The organism is Neoroseomonas eburnea, from assembly GCF_018129005.1.
Lineage (GTDB): Bacteria > Pseudomonadota > Alphaproteobacteria > Acetobacterales > Acetobacteraceae > Neoroseomonas > Neoroseomonas eburnea.
In genome coordinates this window covers 203,062-217,847 of record NZ_JAAEDL010000008.1, presented here as the reverse complement: position 1 = coordinate 217,847, position 14,786 = coordinate 203,062, and the positions used below count along the sequence as shown (strand labels likewise).

The 14,786-nt window shown below is 66.4% G+C and carries 15 protein-coding genes; 8 read left to right on the top strand and 7 right to left on the bottom strand.

The features are described 5' to 3' along the window. Positions 1–65: 65 nt before the first annotated feature. Positions 66–851, bottom strand: a complete 786-nt coding sequence (locus GXW74_RS10740; protein ID WP_211846489.1) for a ParB/Srx family N-terminal domain-containing protein — start codon at positions 849–851, stop codon at positions 66–68. Positions 852–1,284: 433 nt separating this feature from the next. Between GXW74_RS10740 and GXW74_RS10735 the strand changes: the two genes are divergently transcribed. From GXW74_RS10735 to GXW74_RS10710, 6 genes are all read left to right on the top strand, one after another. Further along, a complete protein-coding gene (locus GXW74_RS10735) occupies positions 1,285–2,544 on the top strand; it encodes a CaiB/BaiF CoA transferase family protein (RefSeq protein WP_211846488.1) in 1,260 nt (419 codons plus the stop codon). Beyond that, positions 2,541–3,008 carry a MaoC/PaaZ C-terminal domain-containing protein gene (locus tag GXW74_RS10730; RefSeq protein WP_211846487.1) on the top strand — a complete coding sequence of 156 codons (468 nt, stop codon included), beginning with the start codon at positions 2,541–2,543 and terminating at the stop codon, positions 3,006–3,008. The genes GXW74_RS10735 and GXW74_RS10730 overlap by 4 nt, the downstream gene beginning before the upstream one ends. Positions 3,009–3,070: 62 nt before the next feature. Further along, positions 3,071–3,646, top strand: a complete 576-nt coding sequence (locus tag GXW74_RS10725) for an Lrp/AsnC family transcriptional regulator (protein WP_211846486.1) — start codon at positions 3,071–3,073, stop codon at positions 3,644–3,646. A gap of 2 nt (positions 3,647–3,648) precedes the next feature. Further along, positions 3,649–4,599, top strand: a complete 951-nt coding sequence (locus tag GXW74_RS10720) for a hydroxymethylglutaryl-CoA lyase (protein WP_211846485.1) — start codon at positions 3,649–3,651, stop codon at positions 4,597–4,599. Further along, the gene (locus GXW74_RS10715; RefSeq protein ID WP_246523161.1) at positions 4,562–5,389 is read left to right on the top strand and encodes an enoyl-CoA hydratase-related protein; all 828 of its coding nucleotides are present in this window, start codon (positions 4,562–4,564) and stop codon (positions 5,387–5,389) included. Before GXW74_RS10720 ends, GXW74_RS10715 begins: the two co-directional genes overlap by 38 nt. 34 nt (positions 5,390–5,423) lie before the next feature. Next, entirely contained in the window at positions 5,424–6,398 is a 975-nt protein-coding gene (locus GXW74_RS10710; protein WP_211846483.1) for a Bug family tripartite tricarboxylate transporter substrate binding protein, read from the top strand. A 245-nt stretch (positions 6,399–6,643) separates the two neighbouring features. Here GXW74_RS10710 and GXW74_RS10705 read toward each other — a convergent pair whose 3' ends face one another. Genes GXW74_RS10705 through GXW74_RS10680 form a run of 6 tightly spaced genes read right to left on the bottom strand, consistent with a single transcriptional unit; the run spans position 6,644 to position 12,344 of the window. Beyond that, positions 6,644–7,402, bottom strand: coding sequence for an SDR family NAD(P)-dependent oxidoreductase (locus tag GXW74_RS10705; protein WP_211846482.1), 759 nt, complete (start codon positions 7,400–7,402; stop codon positions 6,644–6,646). A gap of 13 nt (positions 7,403–7,415) precedes the next feature. Continuing rightward, positions 7,416–9,782, bottom strand: coding sequence for a xanthine dehydrogenase family protein molybdopterin-binding subunit (locus GXW74_RS10700; protein ID WP_211846481.1), 2,367 nt, complete (start codon positions 9,780–9,782; stop codon positions 7,416–7,418). Then, positions 9,779–10,540 (bottom strand): N-acyl homoserine lactonase family protein, encoded by a 762-nt coding sequence (locus tag GXW74_RS10695; RefSeq protein ID WP_211846480.1) that lies wholly within the window; start codon positions 10,538–10,540, stop codon positions 9,779–9,781. The genes GXW74_RS10700 and GXW74_RS10695 overlap by 4 nt, the downstream gene beginning before the upstream one ends. Next, positions 10,537–11,022 carry a (2Fe-2S)-binding protein gene (locus tag GXW74_RS10690; RefSeq protein ID WP_211846479.1) on the bottom strand — a complete coding sequence of 162 codons (486 nt, stop codon included), beginning with the start codon at positions 11,020–11,022 and terminating at the stop codon, positions 10,537–10,539. Before GXW74_RS10690 ends, GXW74_RS10695 begins: the two co-directional genes overlap by 4 nt. Continuing rightward, positions 11,019–11,888: an FAD binding domain-containing protein gene (locus GXW74_RS10685; RefSeq protein ID WP_211846478.1), complete on the bottom strand. Its 870-nt coding sequence runs from the start codon at positions 11,886–11,888 to the stop codon at positions 11,019–11,021. Before GXW74_RS10685 ends, GXW74_RS10690 begins: the two co-directional genes overlap by 4 nt. Positions 11,889–11,894: 6 nt before the next feature. Further along, complete coding sequence (locus tag GXW74_RS10680) at positions 11,895–12,344, bottom strand: acyl-CoA thioesterase (protein WP_338148200.1); 450 nt, start codon at positions 12,342–12,344, stop codon at positions 11,895–11,897. Positions 12,345–12,493: 149 nt separating this feature from the next. Between GXW74_RS10680 and GXW74_RS10675 the strand changes: the two genes are divergently transcribed. Beyond that, on the top strand, positions 12,494–13,471 hold the full coding sequence (locus GXW74_RS10675; RefSeq protein WP_211846477.1) for a winged helix-turn-helix transcriptional regulator: 978 nt from the start codon (positions 12,494–12,496) through the stop codon (positions 13,469–13,471). A gap of 103 nt (positions 13,472–13,574) precedes the next feature. After that, positions 13,575–14,786 carry an ABC transporter substrate-binding protein gene (locus GXW74_RS10670; RefSeq protein ID WP_211846476.1) on the top strand — a complete coding sequence of 404 codons (1,212 nt, stop codon included), beginning with the start codon at positions 13,575–13,577 and terminating at the stop codon, positions 14,784–14,786.

Here is a 14,786-nt window from a genome sequence, read left to right as displayed (position 1 = left end):
GTCGCTGACCCATCGATGCCTCGCCTCAGCCTTCACGAGGCTCAGCGAATCACCCCATCATCCACTCACCAAGGCGTTTCGCAGAGGTCTCGGATGGAGCCGTCGGCCGCGACGGCGGCCATGTTGCCCAGGACGGTGGTGAGGAAGCCGGTGAAGGCCGCCTGATCCATCTCCCCCGACGCCATGGCGAATTCGCGGTGCCGGACCTTGCCGAGGCCCGAGACGTGGCCCTGGATGGGTACGTTGTAGGGCGGATCGGTGAAGACCAGCTGCGCTTCGGCGCCGTCGAGCAGCCGGCGGAAGGCCTCGGCATCGCAGGAGTTGCCGCAGAGGAGGCGGTGCTGACCGAGAAGCCAGAGATCACCAGGCTGGGCGATCGCGGTCGCTGCCGGCTCCGGGACCTCGTCGGCCGGGTCAGCACCGGCCGTGTCGACCGCGGAGATCAGGCGTTCGATGTCGCCGGTATCGAAGCCGGTGATCTCCAGATCGAAAGAGAGATCGAGGGCGGAGAGCTCCTGCAGCTCGGCCGCCAGGGTGGCGTCGTCCCACCCGGCCAGCTCGGCCAGGCGGTTGTCTGCCAGGCGATAGGCCCGAACCTGCTCGGGCGTGAGGTGTCCGAGCGGGATCACCGGCACATCGGGCAGGCCGAGCAGCTTGGCGGCTTCGACCCGGCCGTGGCCGGCGACGACCCGATCCTCGGCATCGACGAGGATCGGGTTCACGAAGCCGAATTCCCGGATGCTGGCGGCGATCTGCTGCACCTGCTTACGCGAGTGGGTGCGGGCGTTGCGGGCGGCAGGCTGCAGCGCCGCCGGCGGCCGGTTGGTCACCGACAGCGAGAGGCGCTTCATCCACTGGAGGTCGGGAGAGGAAGCAGACGCGCCGGCGGGGCGCCGGCGGAAACGAACGGAAGCAGACATGCATCATGCCCTTTACAGGACCGCCTGACGCTGTGCGTCAGACGGCAAGTGAAGAGGGCAATTGGGCACCGAACGTCCACACGCAGCACAAGCGCTACCGTGGCCCGCATTTGCATGCGGGACCCAATCGGTAGGACTGATGCTGCTCCGGGAGGTGCTGCTTCCGTACCTACTAGCCGCGGCCGTGAGACACGAACCGTTGCATGCCGAGGCACATAGTCGAGCTGCGGAAGCAAAGCAAGGTTTTGGGTCGTCCAATCTCAGGGCGCGCACAGAGGTAGCCAGAGACCCAGTAGAGACATTTGATCTCACACTTGCGCCATGGATCGACATCTGATCATGATTGGCGCCAAGGAGGAGACAAATGGCCAATCATGGTGGCGGTGCACTACGCGGCTTGCGGGTGCTCGACTTCTCTCATGTCATCGCGGGCCCCTACGCGACGCAGATCCTCGGTGATCTCGGAGCGGAGGTTACGAAGGTCGAGCCAGTCATAGCTGGCGATATGGGCCGTCGAATGGCGCCCTATAAGAATGATCAGAGTCATTATTTTACCTGCTTTAACAGAAATAAACGCAGTATTACGATTAATATTAAGTCTCCAGATGGCAAAAATATTGTCGAAAATCTGATCCGAACTCACGACATTATTGTAGAAAATTTCGGGCCCGGGGTCATGGATCGCCTTGGTCTCGGCTTTGAACAGGTGGCGGCGATCAATGATAGGGTTATCTACTGCAGCATCAGTGGCTTTGGCAGCACCGGACCGCTCGCAGGGAAGCGTACCTACGATCTGGTAACCCAGGCCCATTCCGGCGCGATGAGCGCCAATGGAGAGCCCGGGAGCCGCCCCCTGAAGATCGGGATCCCCATCGGCGACACTTCGGGATCCCTGTTCGCGGTGATCGCTGTGCTGGCTGCGGTTATCGAGCGCGACAAGGCGCCCGGCTCGCGGCGGATAGACATCGCTCTTGTCGACTGCCTGATGGCGACCCTGGCCAATCACGCAGGTCACGTCCTCGCCACCGGCAGGCAGACCGAGAAGCAAGGATCTTTCCATTACTTCAGCGTCCCCAACGGCACCTTCCCGGCCGCGGATGGCTACGTGGCAATTGCCGTCACCGAGGATCCTCAGTGGCGGCGGCTGTGCAGCGCGCTCGGCTTGCAGACGCTTGCCGAGGATCCCGACTTCGCGACGATGCCCGCTCGCGATCGCAACCGGGGGACCGTGGCACGGCATCTCGAGGCCGCGCTCGCGTCCCTCAGCGTCAGTGACGCTGTGGCCAAGCTCGATGCGGCGGGCGTTCCCAGTGGTCCAGTGCATTCCATCGTCGAGGCGCTCGACCACCCCCAAACAAAGGCTCGCGACATGCTCGTCGAGATGACACATCCGTCCTATGGAACCCTGCAGGCCGTCTCGCTGCCCGTGGGGGGCGGCCTGGCACGCGATCAGTTCTCGCCTCCTCCATTGCTCGGGGAGAATACAGCCGAGATTCTCAGGGAGTTGGGCTACGGCGAGGAGCGGATCGAAGCCCTCATCCGAACCGGTGTCGTCAGCTCCGCACCGCAAGAAGCAGAGCTGGACACGGCTTCGGCGGCCGCTGGCGGGAAAGCACTACGATGAGCGGCGTCCCTACGCCCTGGAAGGGCTACGACGACATCGTCGTCGGGGCATCCATTACCGGCCATGGCCGGACGATCACCGAGGCGGACGTCCTGATGTACACCGCGCTCACGACCGGCTTCCATCAACCGATCCATACCGACCTGGAATACGTCCGTACCCGCACGGGGTTTGCGGAGCGCCTGCTGCCCGGTCCGGCGATCATCTCCTATTCGATCGGTTTGCTAGGTGGGACGCTCGTGTATCGCGACATCACGGTTGCCTTTGCTGGGCTGGACAACGTCAGGGCCAAGACCCCGGTCTTTGCGGGTGACACCATCACGCCAGTGGCCACGGTGGCGTCGAAGCGCCTGACCTCCAATCCAGAGCGAGGGCTCGTCACCCTCTCCATCGAGGTGAAGAAGGCCACCGGCGAGACCGCGATGACCTATGAGTACATGCTGATGGTGACTGTCCTCTCATGACGGGGCCGGATGATCCTGACGCGACCCGCGGGGATCGGCGCGATCGCCGGCGCCGAACAGCAATGAATTCGACACGCGACCTGACCAAGGCGTCGCGCCTGGATGAGACGGACCGCGCGATCCTCTCGATGCTCGCCAGGAACTCGCGGCACTCCGCACGCGAGATCGCACGAAGGCTCGGAATCTCCGTCGGGGTCGTGCTGGATCGCATGAGCCGTTTGCAGCAGGACGGAGTAGTCCGCGGCTACCGAGTGGAGGTTGATCCCGAGGCAGTTGGTTACCCGCTGACGGTCACGCTGGGCATCCAGCTCGACGGCAAGGCATCCGTCGAGGAAGCGATGGCGGCGCTGATCGCAATACCCGAGGTCCATGTCGTTCATTGGGTAACTAGCCATTTCGACATGATCGCCACGCTTTGCATCGATGACCTGACCCGCTTCCAGACAATTCTGATGCAGCAGATCCGCGCCATTCCGGGCTTCCTGCGCTCGGAGAGCATGATCAGCATCATGCATTGGCGGCGTGTCGGCGGTCAGTTCGCCTTCATCTGGCCCAGCCCAGGTGAGTCGGATGAGGCGTCCGATCCATCGGAGGAGAGCGCCGATGACGAGCATCCCGCTAGCCAGCAATCGAGGTGAGCATGTCCGACCTTCCTAAGCGAGTGACCATTCGTGAGGAGGGCCCGCGCGAGGGCTTCCAGATCGAGGCTGCGACCATACCGACGGCCGACAAGGTCAGGCTGATTGAGGCACTGGCCGAGACGGGCCTAACCGAAGTTCAGTGCGTCTCCTTCGTTGATCCAAGGCGTGTGCCTGGCATGGCCGACGCGGATGAAGTCGCGCGCCTGGCCCGGCGTCGTCCGGACGTCCGCTATTCCTGCATCTGGTTGAATCAGAGGGGTCTGGAGCGCGCGATGCAGTCCTCTCTCGACGTGCTCGGCGAGCTCCAATGCGCAGCATCAGAGACCTTTGGCATTCGCAACAGCGGCCGCGATGCCGCTGCATCGCTGGCAGAGCAGCGCCGATGGCTCGAGACGTACCGCGCGAATGGCATTGCTGTGGAATCGGTCGTCGTGATGACCGCATTCGGCTGCAACATCGAAGGTGAGATATCTCCCTCAAAGGTCGTTGAGCGCCTTGCGCCCGTGCTCTCACTCGCGACGGAGTTCGACGTGAAAGTGCCGGAGGTGACGCTTGCCGACACGGTCGGCTGGGCGACGCCTCGTGCTGTCAGCCGGCTCGTCGGTGCGGTCCGTGAGCGCTGGCCGGATATCCCGGTTGGGCTTCACCTCCACGATACGCGGGGAACCGGCCTGGCGAACGCGTTTGCCGGGCTGCAGCTTGGCATCACGGCCTTCGACGCATCCTGCGCTGGCCTGGGCGGCTGTCCCTTTGCAGGCCACAAGGGTGCGGCTGGGAACATCTGCACGGAGGATCTCGTCTTCCTCTGCGAGGAGATGGGGATCGAGACAGGGATCGATCTCGATCGCCTCATCGAGTGTGCACGGTTGGCTGAACAAATCGTCGGTCATCCGCTGCCCGGGAAGGTCATGAATGGCGGCAGCCTCGCCGGCTACCGCCGTGCCGCGTGAGGAGGAGAGCGTCTTGTCGAACGAAGTGTTGCTGGAAGCGGCCGGTGGCGTCGCACGGATCACCATCAACAGGGAAGCTCGACGCAATTCGATCAGCCCCGCGGTCACGGCCACCATCGCTGACATGCTGGATCAGGTCGCGACCAGAAGCGACGTCCGCGCAGTCGTACTCACAGGTGTGGGTGACAAGGCGTTTTGCGCCGGGGCCGACCTTTCGCCTGGATCAGGCTCATTCGACCCGGAAGGCTCGAAGGGCGGCTCACCATATGTGCGGCTCTTGAAGACTGCCAGGGGCCTTCCTCAGCCTCTGATCGCGCGAGTGAATGGCCACTGCATGGCCGGCGGGATGGGCCTGCTCGGGATGAGCGACATGGCGGTCAGCGTCGACACCGCCCGGTTCGGGCTGCCGGAGGTGAAGATCGGCGTCTTTCCGATGATGGTGACGTCCGTCCTGCGAGACCTCGTGCCGCCGCGGCGCTACCGGGAGCTCTCGTTGACCGGCGAACCGATTTCAGCTGCGGAAGCCCTAGAACTCGGCCTGCTCAACTATGTCGTGCCGGCGGCCGAACTCGACGCCAAGGTAGCCTGGCTCCTCGCAAGGCTTCTCGACAAGAGCCCCATGGGCATACGGCACGGAAAGGCCGCCTTGAACGCCACGGAAGACATGCCGTTCGAACAGGCCCTGGATCATCTCGAGAAGCAGATCGATCTCCTCGCCCTTACCGAGGACGCCAAGGAGGGGCGGGCTGCTTTCAATGAGAAACGACCACCAGCCTGGCCGGGCCGGTAGGCGACAAGAACATGCGACATAGGGAGATCGCACCATGATTGGACGCCGCACATCATTGGCCGCGCTGGCGGCACTCATGCTGACCTGTCTCGGCTTCGATGCCAGCGCTCAGCAGAACTACCCGCAGCGCGTGATTCGTTGGGTCGTGCCCTTTGCGGCGGGCAGTGGCACCGATACCGTTGCGCGCATCATCGCCCAGAACGCTTCGGGCATCCTCGGACAGCAGATCGTCATCGAGAATATGGGGGGCGCGAATGGCGTCCTTGCTGCTCAGAACGTCGCGCGGGCTGCACCCGATGGATACACCCTCTTCTTCACGACCAACACGACGCACGCCGCCAATCCGAGTCTGATGCGGTCGCTCCCATACGACCCCGTGACGGACTTCGAGCCCATTGCGAGAGTGGCAGAGGCTCCGCTGGCCTTGCTGGTCAACAATTCGATCCCCGTGAACGACGTAGCTGGCTTGATCGCCTATGCCCGGCAGAACCCGGGAAAGCTCTCCTTCGGGGCAGGTTCGAGCTCCGCACAGCTCTCCGGCGAGATGTTCAGGCGCTTGGCCAACATCGATGTGCTCTACGTGCCCTATCGCAGCAATCCGCAGGCATTGAACGACGTCATCGGTGGACAGATCTCGTTCATGTTTGCCGATGCCATGTTTTGCATCAGCCAAGCTCGGGAAGGTCGGGTAAAGTGCCTTGGCGTGACGAGCCGGAATCGGTCCCGCCTGGCGGCTGACACCCCGTCGATGCACGAAGCAGGCGTGGATGGCTTCCACCTGACAGCGTGGTTCGCGATGTTCGCGCCCGCCAGGACCCCGAGGCCTATCATCGACGTCATCTACCAGGCGCTCACGCGCACGCTGTCAGATCCGGCGGTCGTGAACCGGATGCTTGCGACGGGCTTCGAACCGTCATTGCTGGGGCCCGAGGAAACTGCCGCCTTCGTCCAATCAGAGATAGCGAAGTGGGGCGCAATTGTCAGGGAGGCGGGGATCGAGCCGCAATAGATCGGGAGTTCGGATCACCACTCCCGGCCTTCTCGCCAAGGACTGGTGGTGCCCAGAGATCAGTACCGGCCAGCGCGCCCAGCACCGGACTGGTCCTGAACCCAGAAGCTTGCCTGGCGGAGAGGCGGCTTGGACTAGGCAGCCGCCAGCCTTTTCTGCGCCGCCAACGAAATGCGTTACGTCGCCTCGGTGTGGACCTTCGCAGTGCGGGTTGGCTGGGGGTGTCATGATGTTCGAGGCGTCGCTCAGCCGACCATGCTGAAGCCGCCGCTGACGCTGATCACCTGCCCCGTGATCCACGACGCTCCAGGAGAGGCTAGGTGCACGATCGTCGGCGCCACGTCCTCCGGCAATCCGAGGCGACGTAGAGGATAGGCGCGGGTGAGCTTGTCGCGATTTGCGTCGAGCCAGGCCTTGTCGGAGTGCTGCGTCTCGATCAGCCCAAGGCTGACCACGTTTGCCGTCGTCCAGGATCGCCCCAACTCGCGCGCCAGGGATTTCATCAACGCGATGGTGCCTCCACGTGCCGCGGCTACGATGGAAAGGCCGCTCTCGCCAACGCGGGAACTGTCGCCGACCAGGCTGATGATGCGGCCGTTCTTCCGCGCCTCGATGAAGGGCGCGGCAGCGTGGCAGCAATGCAGCGCGCCATAGAGGCAGGCATCGATCTGCGAGTGCCAGTCTTCCGGGCCGGTCTCGACGAAGCGCTTGCGCAGCGCGAGGCCGGCATTGTTGACGAGGATATCGATGCCACCGAGATCCGCCGCCACCTGTTCCATCATCGCCTTGACCGCGGCGTAGTCGGTGACGTCGGCCCCATATGCGATGGCGCGCCCGCCCGCGGCGACGATCTCCTTCACAACTGCCTCCGCCTCGGCCGCCGAACGACGATAGTTCACCGCGACCGCGGCACCTTCCGTTGCAAGGCCGAGGCAGATCGCGCGCCCGACATCGCGCCCCCCACCCGTGACGACCGCAACCTTGCCCGTGAGCCTGGCTTCCATGGAACTGTTCTCCTCAGATCTGTGTGCGAGCCGCCTGGATCAGCCGGAAGAGGCGTTCCGGCGTGACGGGCAGTTCCGCGATCTCGATGCCGAGCGGCGCCAGCGCGTCGCTGACTGCGTTGGCGATGGCGGCGGGCGCACCGATCGTGCCGCCCTCCCCCATGCCGCGATAGCCGCCGATGGTGGCCGGCAGTTCCGATTCGACGTGCGCGACCTCCAGCGAGGGGATCTCCGCCGCCGTCGGCACCAGGTAGTCCACCAGGTTCGCCGTCACGATCTGGCCGCGCTCGTCATAGATCACTTCCTCGAGCAGCGCGGCGCCAATGCCCTGGGCCACACCGCCATGGACCTGGCCGTCGACGATCATCGGATTGATCAGCCGACCGCAATCCTCGGCGACGACGTGCCGAAGGACGCGCACCGAAAAGGTACCCGGGTCGATCTCCACCATCGCGATGTGGGTAGCGGAGGCCGTAGTGCCGAAATAGGGGTCGTAGGTCTCGCTCGCGGACAAGTCTGGGCGGGTATCGCGCGGAAAGCGGCCCATCTCGGAATAGACGGCGCGCGCGACCTCGCGGAAGGTGAGCTCGCGGTCTGTGCCGGCGACCCGGACGCGGCCCTCCTCGACCTCGATGTCCGCCTCCGAAGCCTCCAGCAGATGGGCGGCGGCAGCCACGAGCTTCTGCCGCACCACACGGGCGGACAGCGTCGCCGCGCCTCCGGCGAGCACGGCGCTCCGGCTGGCATAGGTGCCCGTACCGTGCGGCACCGCGGCGCTGTCGCCTTGGACGATGCGGATATCGGCGAGCCTCGCGCCGAGTTCGTCCGCGACGATCTGCGTCAGCGTCGTCTCCAGCCCCTGCCCGTGAGAGGCCACGCCGAACTTCGCCGTCACCGCACCCGTGGAATCGATGCTGATGTCGGCCGTCTCGGTGCCTGTGTTGATCGGCATGCCCGGCGCGGCCGAGATGCGTGACCCGATGCCCGTCAGCTCTGCGTAGGAGGCGACGCCGATGCCGATCCAGCGTCCTGCAGCGCGCGCAACCTCCTGCTCCCGCCGCAGCGCCGCATAGTCGATCGTCGCGCAAGCGCTCTCGAGGCATTCCTGGAACCCCGAGCGATCCCAGATGATGCCAGAGCCGATCTTGTAGGGAAATTCCTCAGCTTTGATCAGGTTGCGCCGACGCAGCTCCACCGGATCGAGCCCAAGTCGGTGCGCCGCCATGTCGACCAGCCGCTCCATCACGAAGGTCGAGATGGGGCGCCCGACGCCACGATAGGGTCCGGTCGGTGCCTTGGACGTCGCAACCGCGCGCACATGGCCGCGATAGGAGGCGAGCCGGTAGGGGCCGGGCAGGAAGCTCGCGACCTGCACCGGCTCCAGTGCCGCCGTCCACGGATAGATCGAGGCGGCGCCGATGTCCCCCAGGATGTCGGCGCGCAATGCCAGCAGCCGGCCGTCCGCATCGAAACCGAGCTCCGCATCGACGATCTCGTCGAAGCCGTGGCTGGTGGATAGGATGTCCTCCATCCGGTCGGCGACCCAACCGATGGCCCGGCCATGCCGCCGCGCCAGCGCGGCGACCACCATCTCCTCGGCGTAGAGTGAGGCCTTGCCGCCGAAGCCGCCGCCAACATCAGGGGCCACCACACGCAGCGCGTGCCCCGGCAGATCGAGCGCATCGGCCAGGGCGTCGCGGATGATGCCGGGAATCTGCGTCGCACTATGGAGCGTCAGCGCGCCGCGGCCGCGCTCGATGGTCGCCAGGCAGGCGCGAGGCTCCATTGCGATCGGCGCCTTGCGGTGGAAGCGGAAGCGGCCGCCGACGCGGTGCGGCGCGGCGGCCATCGCCGCCTCGGGCTCGCCGCGCGAGAAGCTGCGGTCCACTAGGATGTTCGACGACGTCTCGGGGTTCAGCACCGGCGCATCGGGCTGCGCGGCGGCCTCCGGGTCGGCGATGTCGGGCAGCGGGTCGTAGTCGATCTCGACAAGTTCCGCGCCATCCTCGGCGATGTAGCGGCTCTCAGCGAGCACGGCCACGACCGGCTCCCCGACGTAGCGGACCTTCCCCGCGGCCAGCGGCCGCGTCGCCGTCGCCTGGTAGTTCGCCATGCGGGAGGTCGCGCGCACCGGGCGCACCAGCCCGTCGAGCTCGGCCGCGGTCACGACCGCGATCACGCCCGGCAGCGCGGCGGCGGCGGCGGCGTCCACGCCGCGGATGCGCGCATGGCCGTGCTCGCTGCGCCGGAAGGCCACGTGCAGCGCATCGGCCGGGAACAGGTCCGCGACATAGCTGCCCTGGCCGGCGAGCAGGCGCGGATCCTCGACGCGCCTGACCGCGCTGCCGACATGCTTCGGGCGGGTGGCCGCCTCGCTCACGCGTAGCCGTCCGCGTCGTGGCGCAGCGACTGCCACTGCGCCATGTCGTGGCCGCAGATCACCAGCACGCCCTCGGCCTCGATCGCGCGCACGCGAGCGTAGCTCGCGCGCGCCGCCTCGGCGTCGCGCATGTTGCGCGGCATGAGGTCCTCGTCGAGCACCTCGCGCAGCGGCACCGCGTCCCCGGCGATGAGGACGCGGCCATCGCGCGGCAGGTCCAGCAGCACGCCCATCAGCCCGGGCGTATGGCCGGGCAGTGGGATCAGGCGGATCGCGCCGTCGCCAAACAGGTCGGCCTCACCGTCGATGACGCGCATCGGCCGGCCGGTGTCCCATTCGCTGCGCAGGTAACCCCAGGCCTCGGCATCCGGGGCCGAGGCGGCGGCAAGCTCGGCGCCCTGCACGACGAAATTGGCATTCGGGAACATGGCGTTGGCGCCGGCATGGTCGAAATGCAGGTGCGTCATCACCACGACCGTCACCGCCTCCGGCCGCACGCCGAGCGCGGCAAGCGACGTGCCGACATGCTCCCCCGGTCCGTGCAGCGGTGGCATCGCTTTGGCGAGGCCGCCCCAGACGCCAGCGGGATCGGCCGCCGCCGCCGGGTTGCAGCCGGTGTCGATCAGCACGTCGCCCTTCGGGTGGCGCACCAGGAAGCAGGGCACGGGCGCGTCGAACGTCGCCTCGCGCGGCGCACCCGGGATGTAGGTGGCGCGGCGCAGCCGGATGCGGCCGCCGGACAGGAGATGCAGTTTCATGGCGTCGTCGTCTCCCGGCGCGCAGCTGCGGCGCGCAGCGCCCGCACGATGTTCTCATACCCCGTGCAGCGGCAGAGATTGCCCGACAGCCCGTCGCGGATCTCCTCGTCGGTCGCGAGCGGCTGCGTCCGCAGCAGGTCCGTAGCGGTCATCAGCATCCCCGGCGTGCAGAAGCCGCATTGCAGCGCATGGTGCTCGCGGAAGACCAGCTGCAGATCGGAGAGCATCTCTGGCGAACCAAGGCTTTCCACCGTCTCGACGCTGCTTCCATCGGCCTGTACGGCGAGTGTTAGGCAGGATCTGGCGCTGACACCGTCGAGCAGGATGGTGCAGGCGCCGCAAACGCCGTGCTCGCAGCCGACATGGGTGCCGGTCAGACCAAGCGTTCCACGGAGGAAGTCGGCCAGCAGCAGACGCGGCTCGACCTCCGCCTCGACGCGCCGCCCATTCACGGTGAGGGCGATGTGCTGCTTCGCGGTCATGCCGCAACCTCCGTCGCGCGGGCCCAGGCGGCGGCGAGCACGCGGCCGACCTGCACCTCCACCATGTGCCGACGCAACTCGGCGGAAGCCCGCAGGTCGCTGTTCGGCTCGACCGCATCGCGGGCGATGCGCGCGGCCTGGGCGAAGGCGGCGGGGCCTTGGCCGAGCAGGACAGCCTCTGCCGCGGGCACACGGAGCGGTGTTTCGTGCACGCCCATCAGCGCGAGGCGCACCATGGTTACGGCGGCGCCGCGCCGGGTGAGCACGCAGGCCGCGGCCGCGGTAGCGAAATCCCCGGCGCGGGGCGCCGTTTCCTCGAAGCCCCAGCCCGCTCCGCTTGGTAGGAAGGGGAGCCGGATGGCGGTCAGAACCTCCTCGGGCTCCAGCGCGGTGGTCAGGCTGCCGAGAAAGAAGTCCGCCGCTGGGATCTCCCGCTCGCCATCCTGTCGGTTCAGCCTTAGCGTCGCGTCGAGCAGCAGCGCCATCATCGGGAGTTCGGCGGCGGGATCGGCGTGGGACAGGCTGCCGCCAATCGTGCCGCGATTGCGGATGGCCAGATGCGCGACATGCGTCATGGCATGCGCCAGCACCGGGAAGTGCCGCGCGATGCGCGGGTCGGTCTCCAGCCTGCGATGCCGCGTCATCGCGCCGATGGTCAGGCCCGCCGCGTCCTCGACGATGCCCTCGAGCCCGGCGATGCGGCCGATGTCCACCAGCAGCGACGGGCGCAGCAGGCGGAAGTTCAGCATCGGCATGAGGCTTTGCCCACCTGCTAGCACCTTTGCCTCAGCGCCATGCTCGGCAAGCAAGGTGACAGCCTCCTCAAGGCTTGTGCAGCGGCGGTAGTGGAAGGGTGGCGGCTTCATCGCGCCTCAGCCTGACGGGGTGGCGAGGATGGTCTCGAGCGCCGCGCGCAGTTCCGCCGGCAGGGGCACCGGGCGCCCGGTCTCGCGAGAGACGTAGACATGGATGAAATGGCCTTCTGCGGCGGCCGTCGTCTCCTCGCCGCCGAAGATCCCGACCTCGTAGCGCACGGAGGAGGTTCCAATGCGGGCCACACGAATGCCGGCCGTGACGTCCACCGGATAGGCGAGCGGCCGGAAGTAGCGACAACCGGTCTCGACCACCAGGCCGATCACCGAGCTGTTCTGGATGTCCAGCACGCCACGGCGGATCAGCCACGTGTTCACCGCCGTGTCGAAGAACGAATAGTAAGTGACGTTGTTGATGTGGCCGTAGGCGTCGTTGTCGGACCAGCGGGTGGTGATCGCAACATGCTGCCGGTAGTCGGCCAGGGTGCCGAGCATCGGACGGGTGCTCACGGCACCCACGCAAGGCGCACTAGCGCATGTCGCAACACTCGAGCCCTCCCTAATCCATATCTACTTGCGTAACTAGACTTGCACGACAAGACCATGAAGGCGGGGTAGGGTGCAAGAGGGCGCTTATCGCCGAAGGCAGGGAAGAGATCATGGCGGCCAGTCTGGCGAGCATCAGCGTGGCGGGGGAGGAGGCGACACGGCCGGACAAGGCGGTCCCGCGCGGCCGCGAGCGCGACTGCGCCATGGCCGACACCATCGCCATCCTGGGCGACACGTGGACCTTCCTGGTGGCGCGGGAGGCGTTCTTCTCCGCCCGCCGCTTCAGCGACTTCCACGAACGCCTGGCCATCCCCCGCGCAACCCTCACCACCACCCTCGACAAGCTGGTCGAGGCCGGGATCTTCGAACTCCGCGAACTGGGTGAGGCCCGCCGGTGGAAAGGCTACTTCCTGACCGAGCGCGGCCTCGACCTTTACCCGGTCTTCCTGTCCCTGCTCGCCTTCGGCGACCGTTGGCTGCAACCGGGCTGCCCGCCGCTAGCGCTGTTCCATCTTGACTGTCGGTCCTGGTTCTCGCCCCGGGTGGTCTGGGCCGAGAATGGGGAGCCGGTGGATGCCCGTCGCGTCAGCTTTGCCATCGCCCCGGACTACTGGCGGCCCGCCAGCGCAGCACCGGCGCGGCAGCGCCGCCCCTGGCGGGATGGCCAGGTCGTCGGGCGACGGCCGTGCTCCGTGGAGCGGACCCTCTCGATCATCGGCGACCGTTGGACCTTCCTGATCCTCAGGGAGTTCTTCCACGGCAACACCCGCTTCGACGAGATCCACCAGAATCTCGGTATCGCCACCAATATCCTCTCCGGGCGGCTGAAGAACCTTGTTGCCGGAGGATTGCTGGAACGCGGGTGGGGCGGGACGGCCTACGCCCTAACGCCGGAGGGCTGGGATCTGTTCGCCCCCCTCGCCCTTATGAAAGCCTGGGCTGACAGGTGGCTCCGCCCCGGCCGCGTCCCGACCATGACCTTCCTCGATCCCGCAGGACGTCCGTTGACGCCAAGGCTGATCTGCTCCGCCTGCGGCGAACCGGCGCATGCGCGCCGGGTCCGCTTCATCACCGCCTACCATCTCTAAGGCGCGCAACGAGGTCATTGATTCGTTAGTTTTGCTATGCAAGTCTCCCCGATGACAGGGCAGCCGCCGAGAGCAGCCCGCAAAGCATCGAGGAGGTGAGTCCATGCAGCGCCGAAGCTTCAACCGTGCAGTCCTCGGGACCGCACTGGGGGCCACGCTGGCCCGCCCCTCCCTGGCGCAGACCGGGCCCATCCGCATCGGCGTCCTCACCGACATGTCGGGCCAGTTCTCCGACCAGGCGGGCGAAGGCGCGGTCGCCGCGGTGCGGATGGCAGTGCAGGATTTCGGTGAGCAGGTGCTTGGCCGCCCAATCGAGGTGGTGGTGGCCGATCACCAGAACCGCCCCGACGTCGCCGTGTCTCGCGCGCGTGAATGGTACGACCGCAACGACGTCCACCTCATCGCGAACCTGATCAATTCCGCCGTCGCGCTCGCAGTTGCGGGTGTTGCGCGCGAACGCGGCAGGATCGCGATCGTCAACGGCTCCGGCTCCTCGCGCATCACCAATGAGGGCTGCACGCCCAACAGCATCCACTACGCCTACGACACGGTGGCGCTGGCCCGTGGTACGGCAAATGCCCTGCTGCGAGACGGCAAGACGAGTTGGTTCTTCCTGACTGCCGACTATGCTTTCGGCCACGCGCTGGAATCGGACACCATCGAGGTGGTGCGCGCCGCTGGCGGCCAGGTCGCAGGCACGGTGCGCTATCCGGTCGAGAGCGCGGACCTCTCCTCCTTCCTACTGCGTGCGCAGGGCTCCGGCGCGCAGGTCGTCGCGATCGCGGGATCTGGGACGGTCTTCATCAATGCGGTGAAGGCCGCGCACGAGTTCGGCCTGCGTCGCCGCCAGACGGTGGTGGGACTGCTCACCTGGCTGCCCGATGTCCACGCGCTTGGTCTGCCCGTCGCACAGGGCATGGTGCTGACCAACGGCTTCTATTGGGACCGCGACGATGCGACGCGTGCCTGGTCGCAGCGCTTCTTCGCCGTGCGCAACCGCATGCCGCATATGGGCGATGCGGGGGACTATTCCTCGACCATGCACTACCTGCAGTCGGTCAAGGCGGTCGGCTCGCTCGATACGCCCGCCATCATGGCGAAGATGCGCGACACGCCGATCAACGACTTCTTCGCGACGAACGGTCGCATCCGAGTGGATGGCCGCATGGTGCACGACATGTACGTCTATGAGGTAAAGCGCCCCGAGGAATCCCGGCGGCCCTGGGACTACTACAAGCTGTGCGCCACGATCCCTGGCGATGAGGCCTACCGGCCGCTATCACAGAGCGCCTGCCCGATCATCCGGCAGGGCTGA

Bases quoted from the DNA above. Each gene is read 5' to 3' on its own strand.
- GXW74_RS10740 (WP_211846489.1), bottom strand. From the start codon at position 851: ATGAAGCGCCTCTCGCTGTCGGTGACCAACCGGCCGCCGGCGGCGCTG.
- GXW74_RS10675 (WP_211846477.1), top strand. From the start codon at position 12,494: ATGGCGGCCAGTCTGGCGAGCATCAGCGTGGCGGGGGAGGAGGCGACA.
- GXW74_RS10730 (WP_211846487.1), top strand. From the start codon at position 2,541: ATGAGCGGCGTCCCTACGCCCTGGAAGGGCTACGACGACATCGTCGTC.
- GXW74_RS10725 (WP_211846486.1), top strand. From the start codon at position 3,071: ATGAATTCGACACGCGACCTGACCAAGGCGTCGCGCCTGGATGAGACG.
- GXW74_RS10720 (WP_211846485.1), top strand. From the start codon at position 3,649: ATGTCCGACCTTCCTAAGCGAGTGACCATTCGTGAGGAGGGCCCGCGC.
- GXW74_RS10695 (WP_211846480.1), bottom strand. From the start codon at position 10,540: ATGAAACTGCATCTCCTGTCCGGCGGCCGCATCCGGCTGCGCCGCGCC.
- GXW74_RS10735 (WP_211846488.1), top strand. From the start codon at position 1,285: ATGGCCAATCATGGTGGCGGTGCACTACGCGGCTTGCGGGTGCTCGAC.
- GXW74_RS10685 (WP_211846478.1), bottom strand. From the start codon at position 11,888: ATGAAGCCGCCACCCTTCCACTACCGCCGCTGCACAAGCCTTGAGGAG.
- GXW74_RS10670 (WP_211846476.1), top strand. From the start codon at position 13,575: ATGCAGCGCCGAAGCTTCAACCGTGCAGTCCTCGGGACCGCACTGGGG.
- GXW74_RS10715 (WP_246523161.1), top strand. From the start codon at position 4,562: ATGGCGGCAGCCTCGCCGGCTACCGCCGTGCCGCGTGAGGAGGAGAGC.
- GXW74_RS10710 (WP_211846483.1), top strand. From the start codon at position 5,424: ATGATTGGACGCCGCACATCATTGGCCGCGCTGGCGGCACTCATGCTG.
- GXW74_RS10705 (WP_211846482.1), bottom strand. From the start codon at position 7,402: ATGGAAGCCAGGCTCACGGGCAAGGTTGCGGTCGTCACGGGTGGGGGG.
- GXW74_RS10690 (WP_211846479.1), bottom strand. From the start codon at position 11,022: ATGACCGCGAAGCAGCACATCGCCCTCACCGTGAATGGGCGGCGCGTC.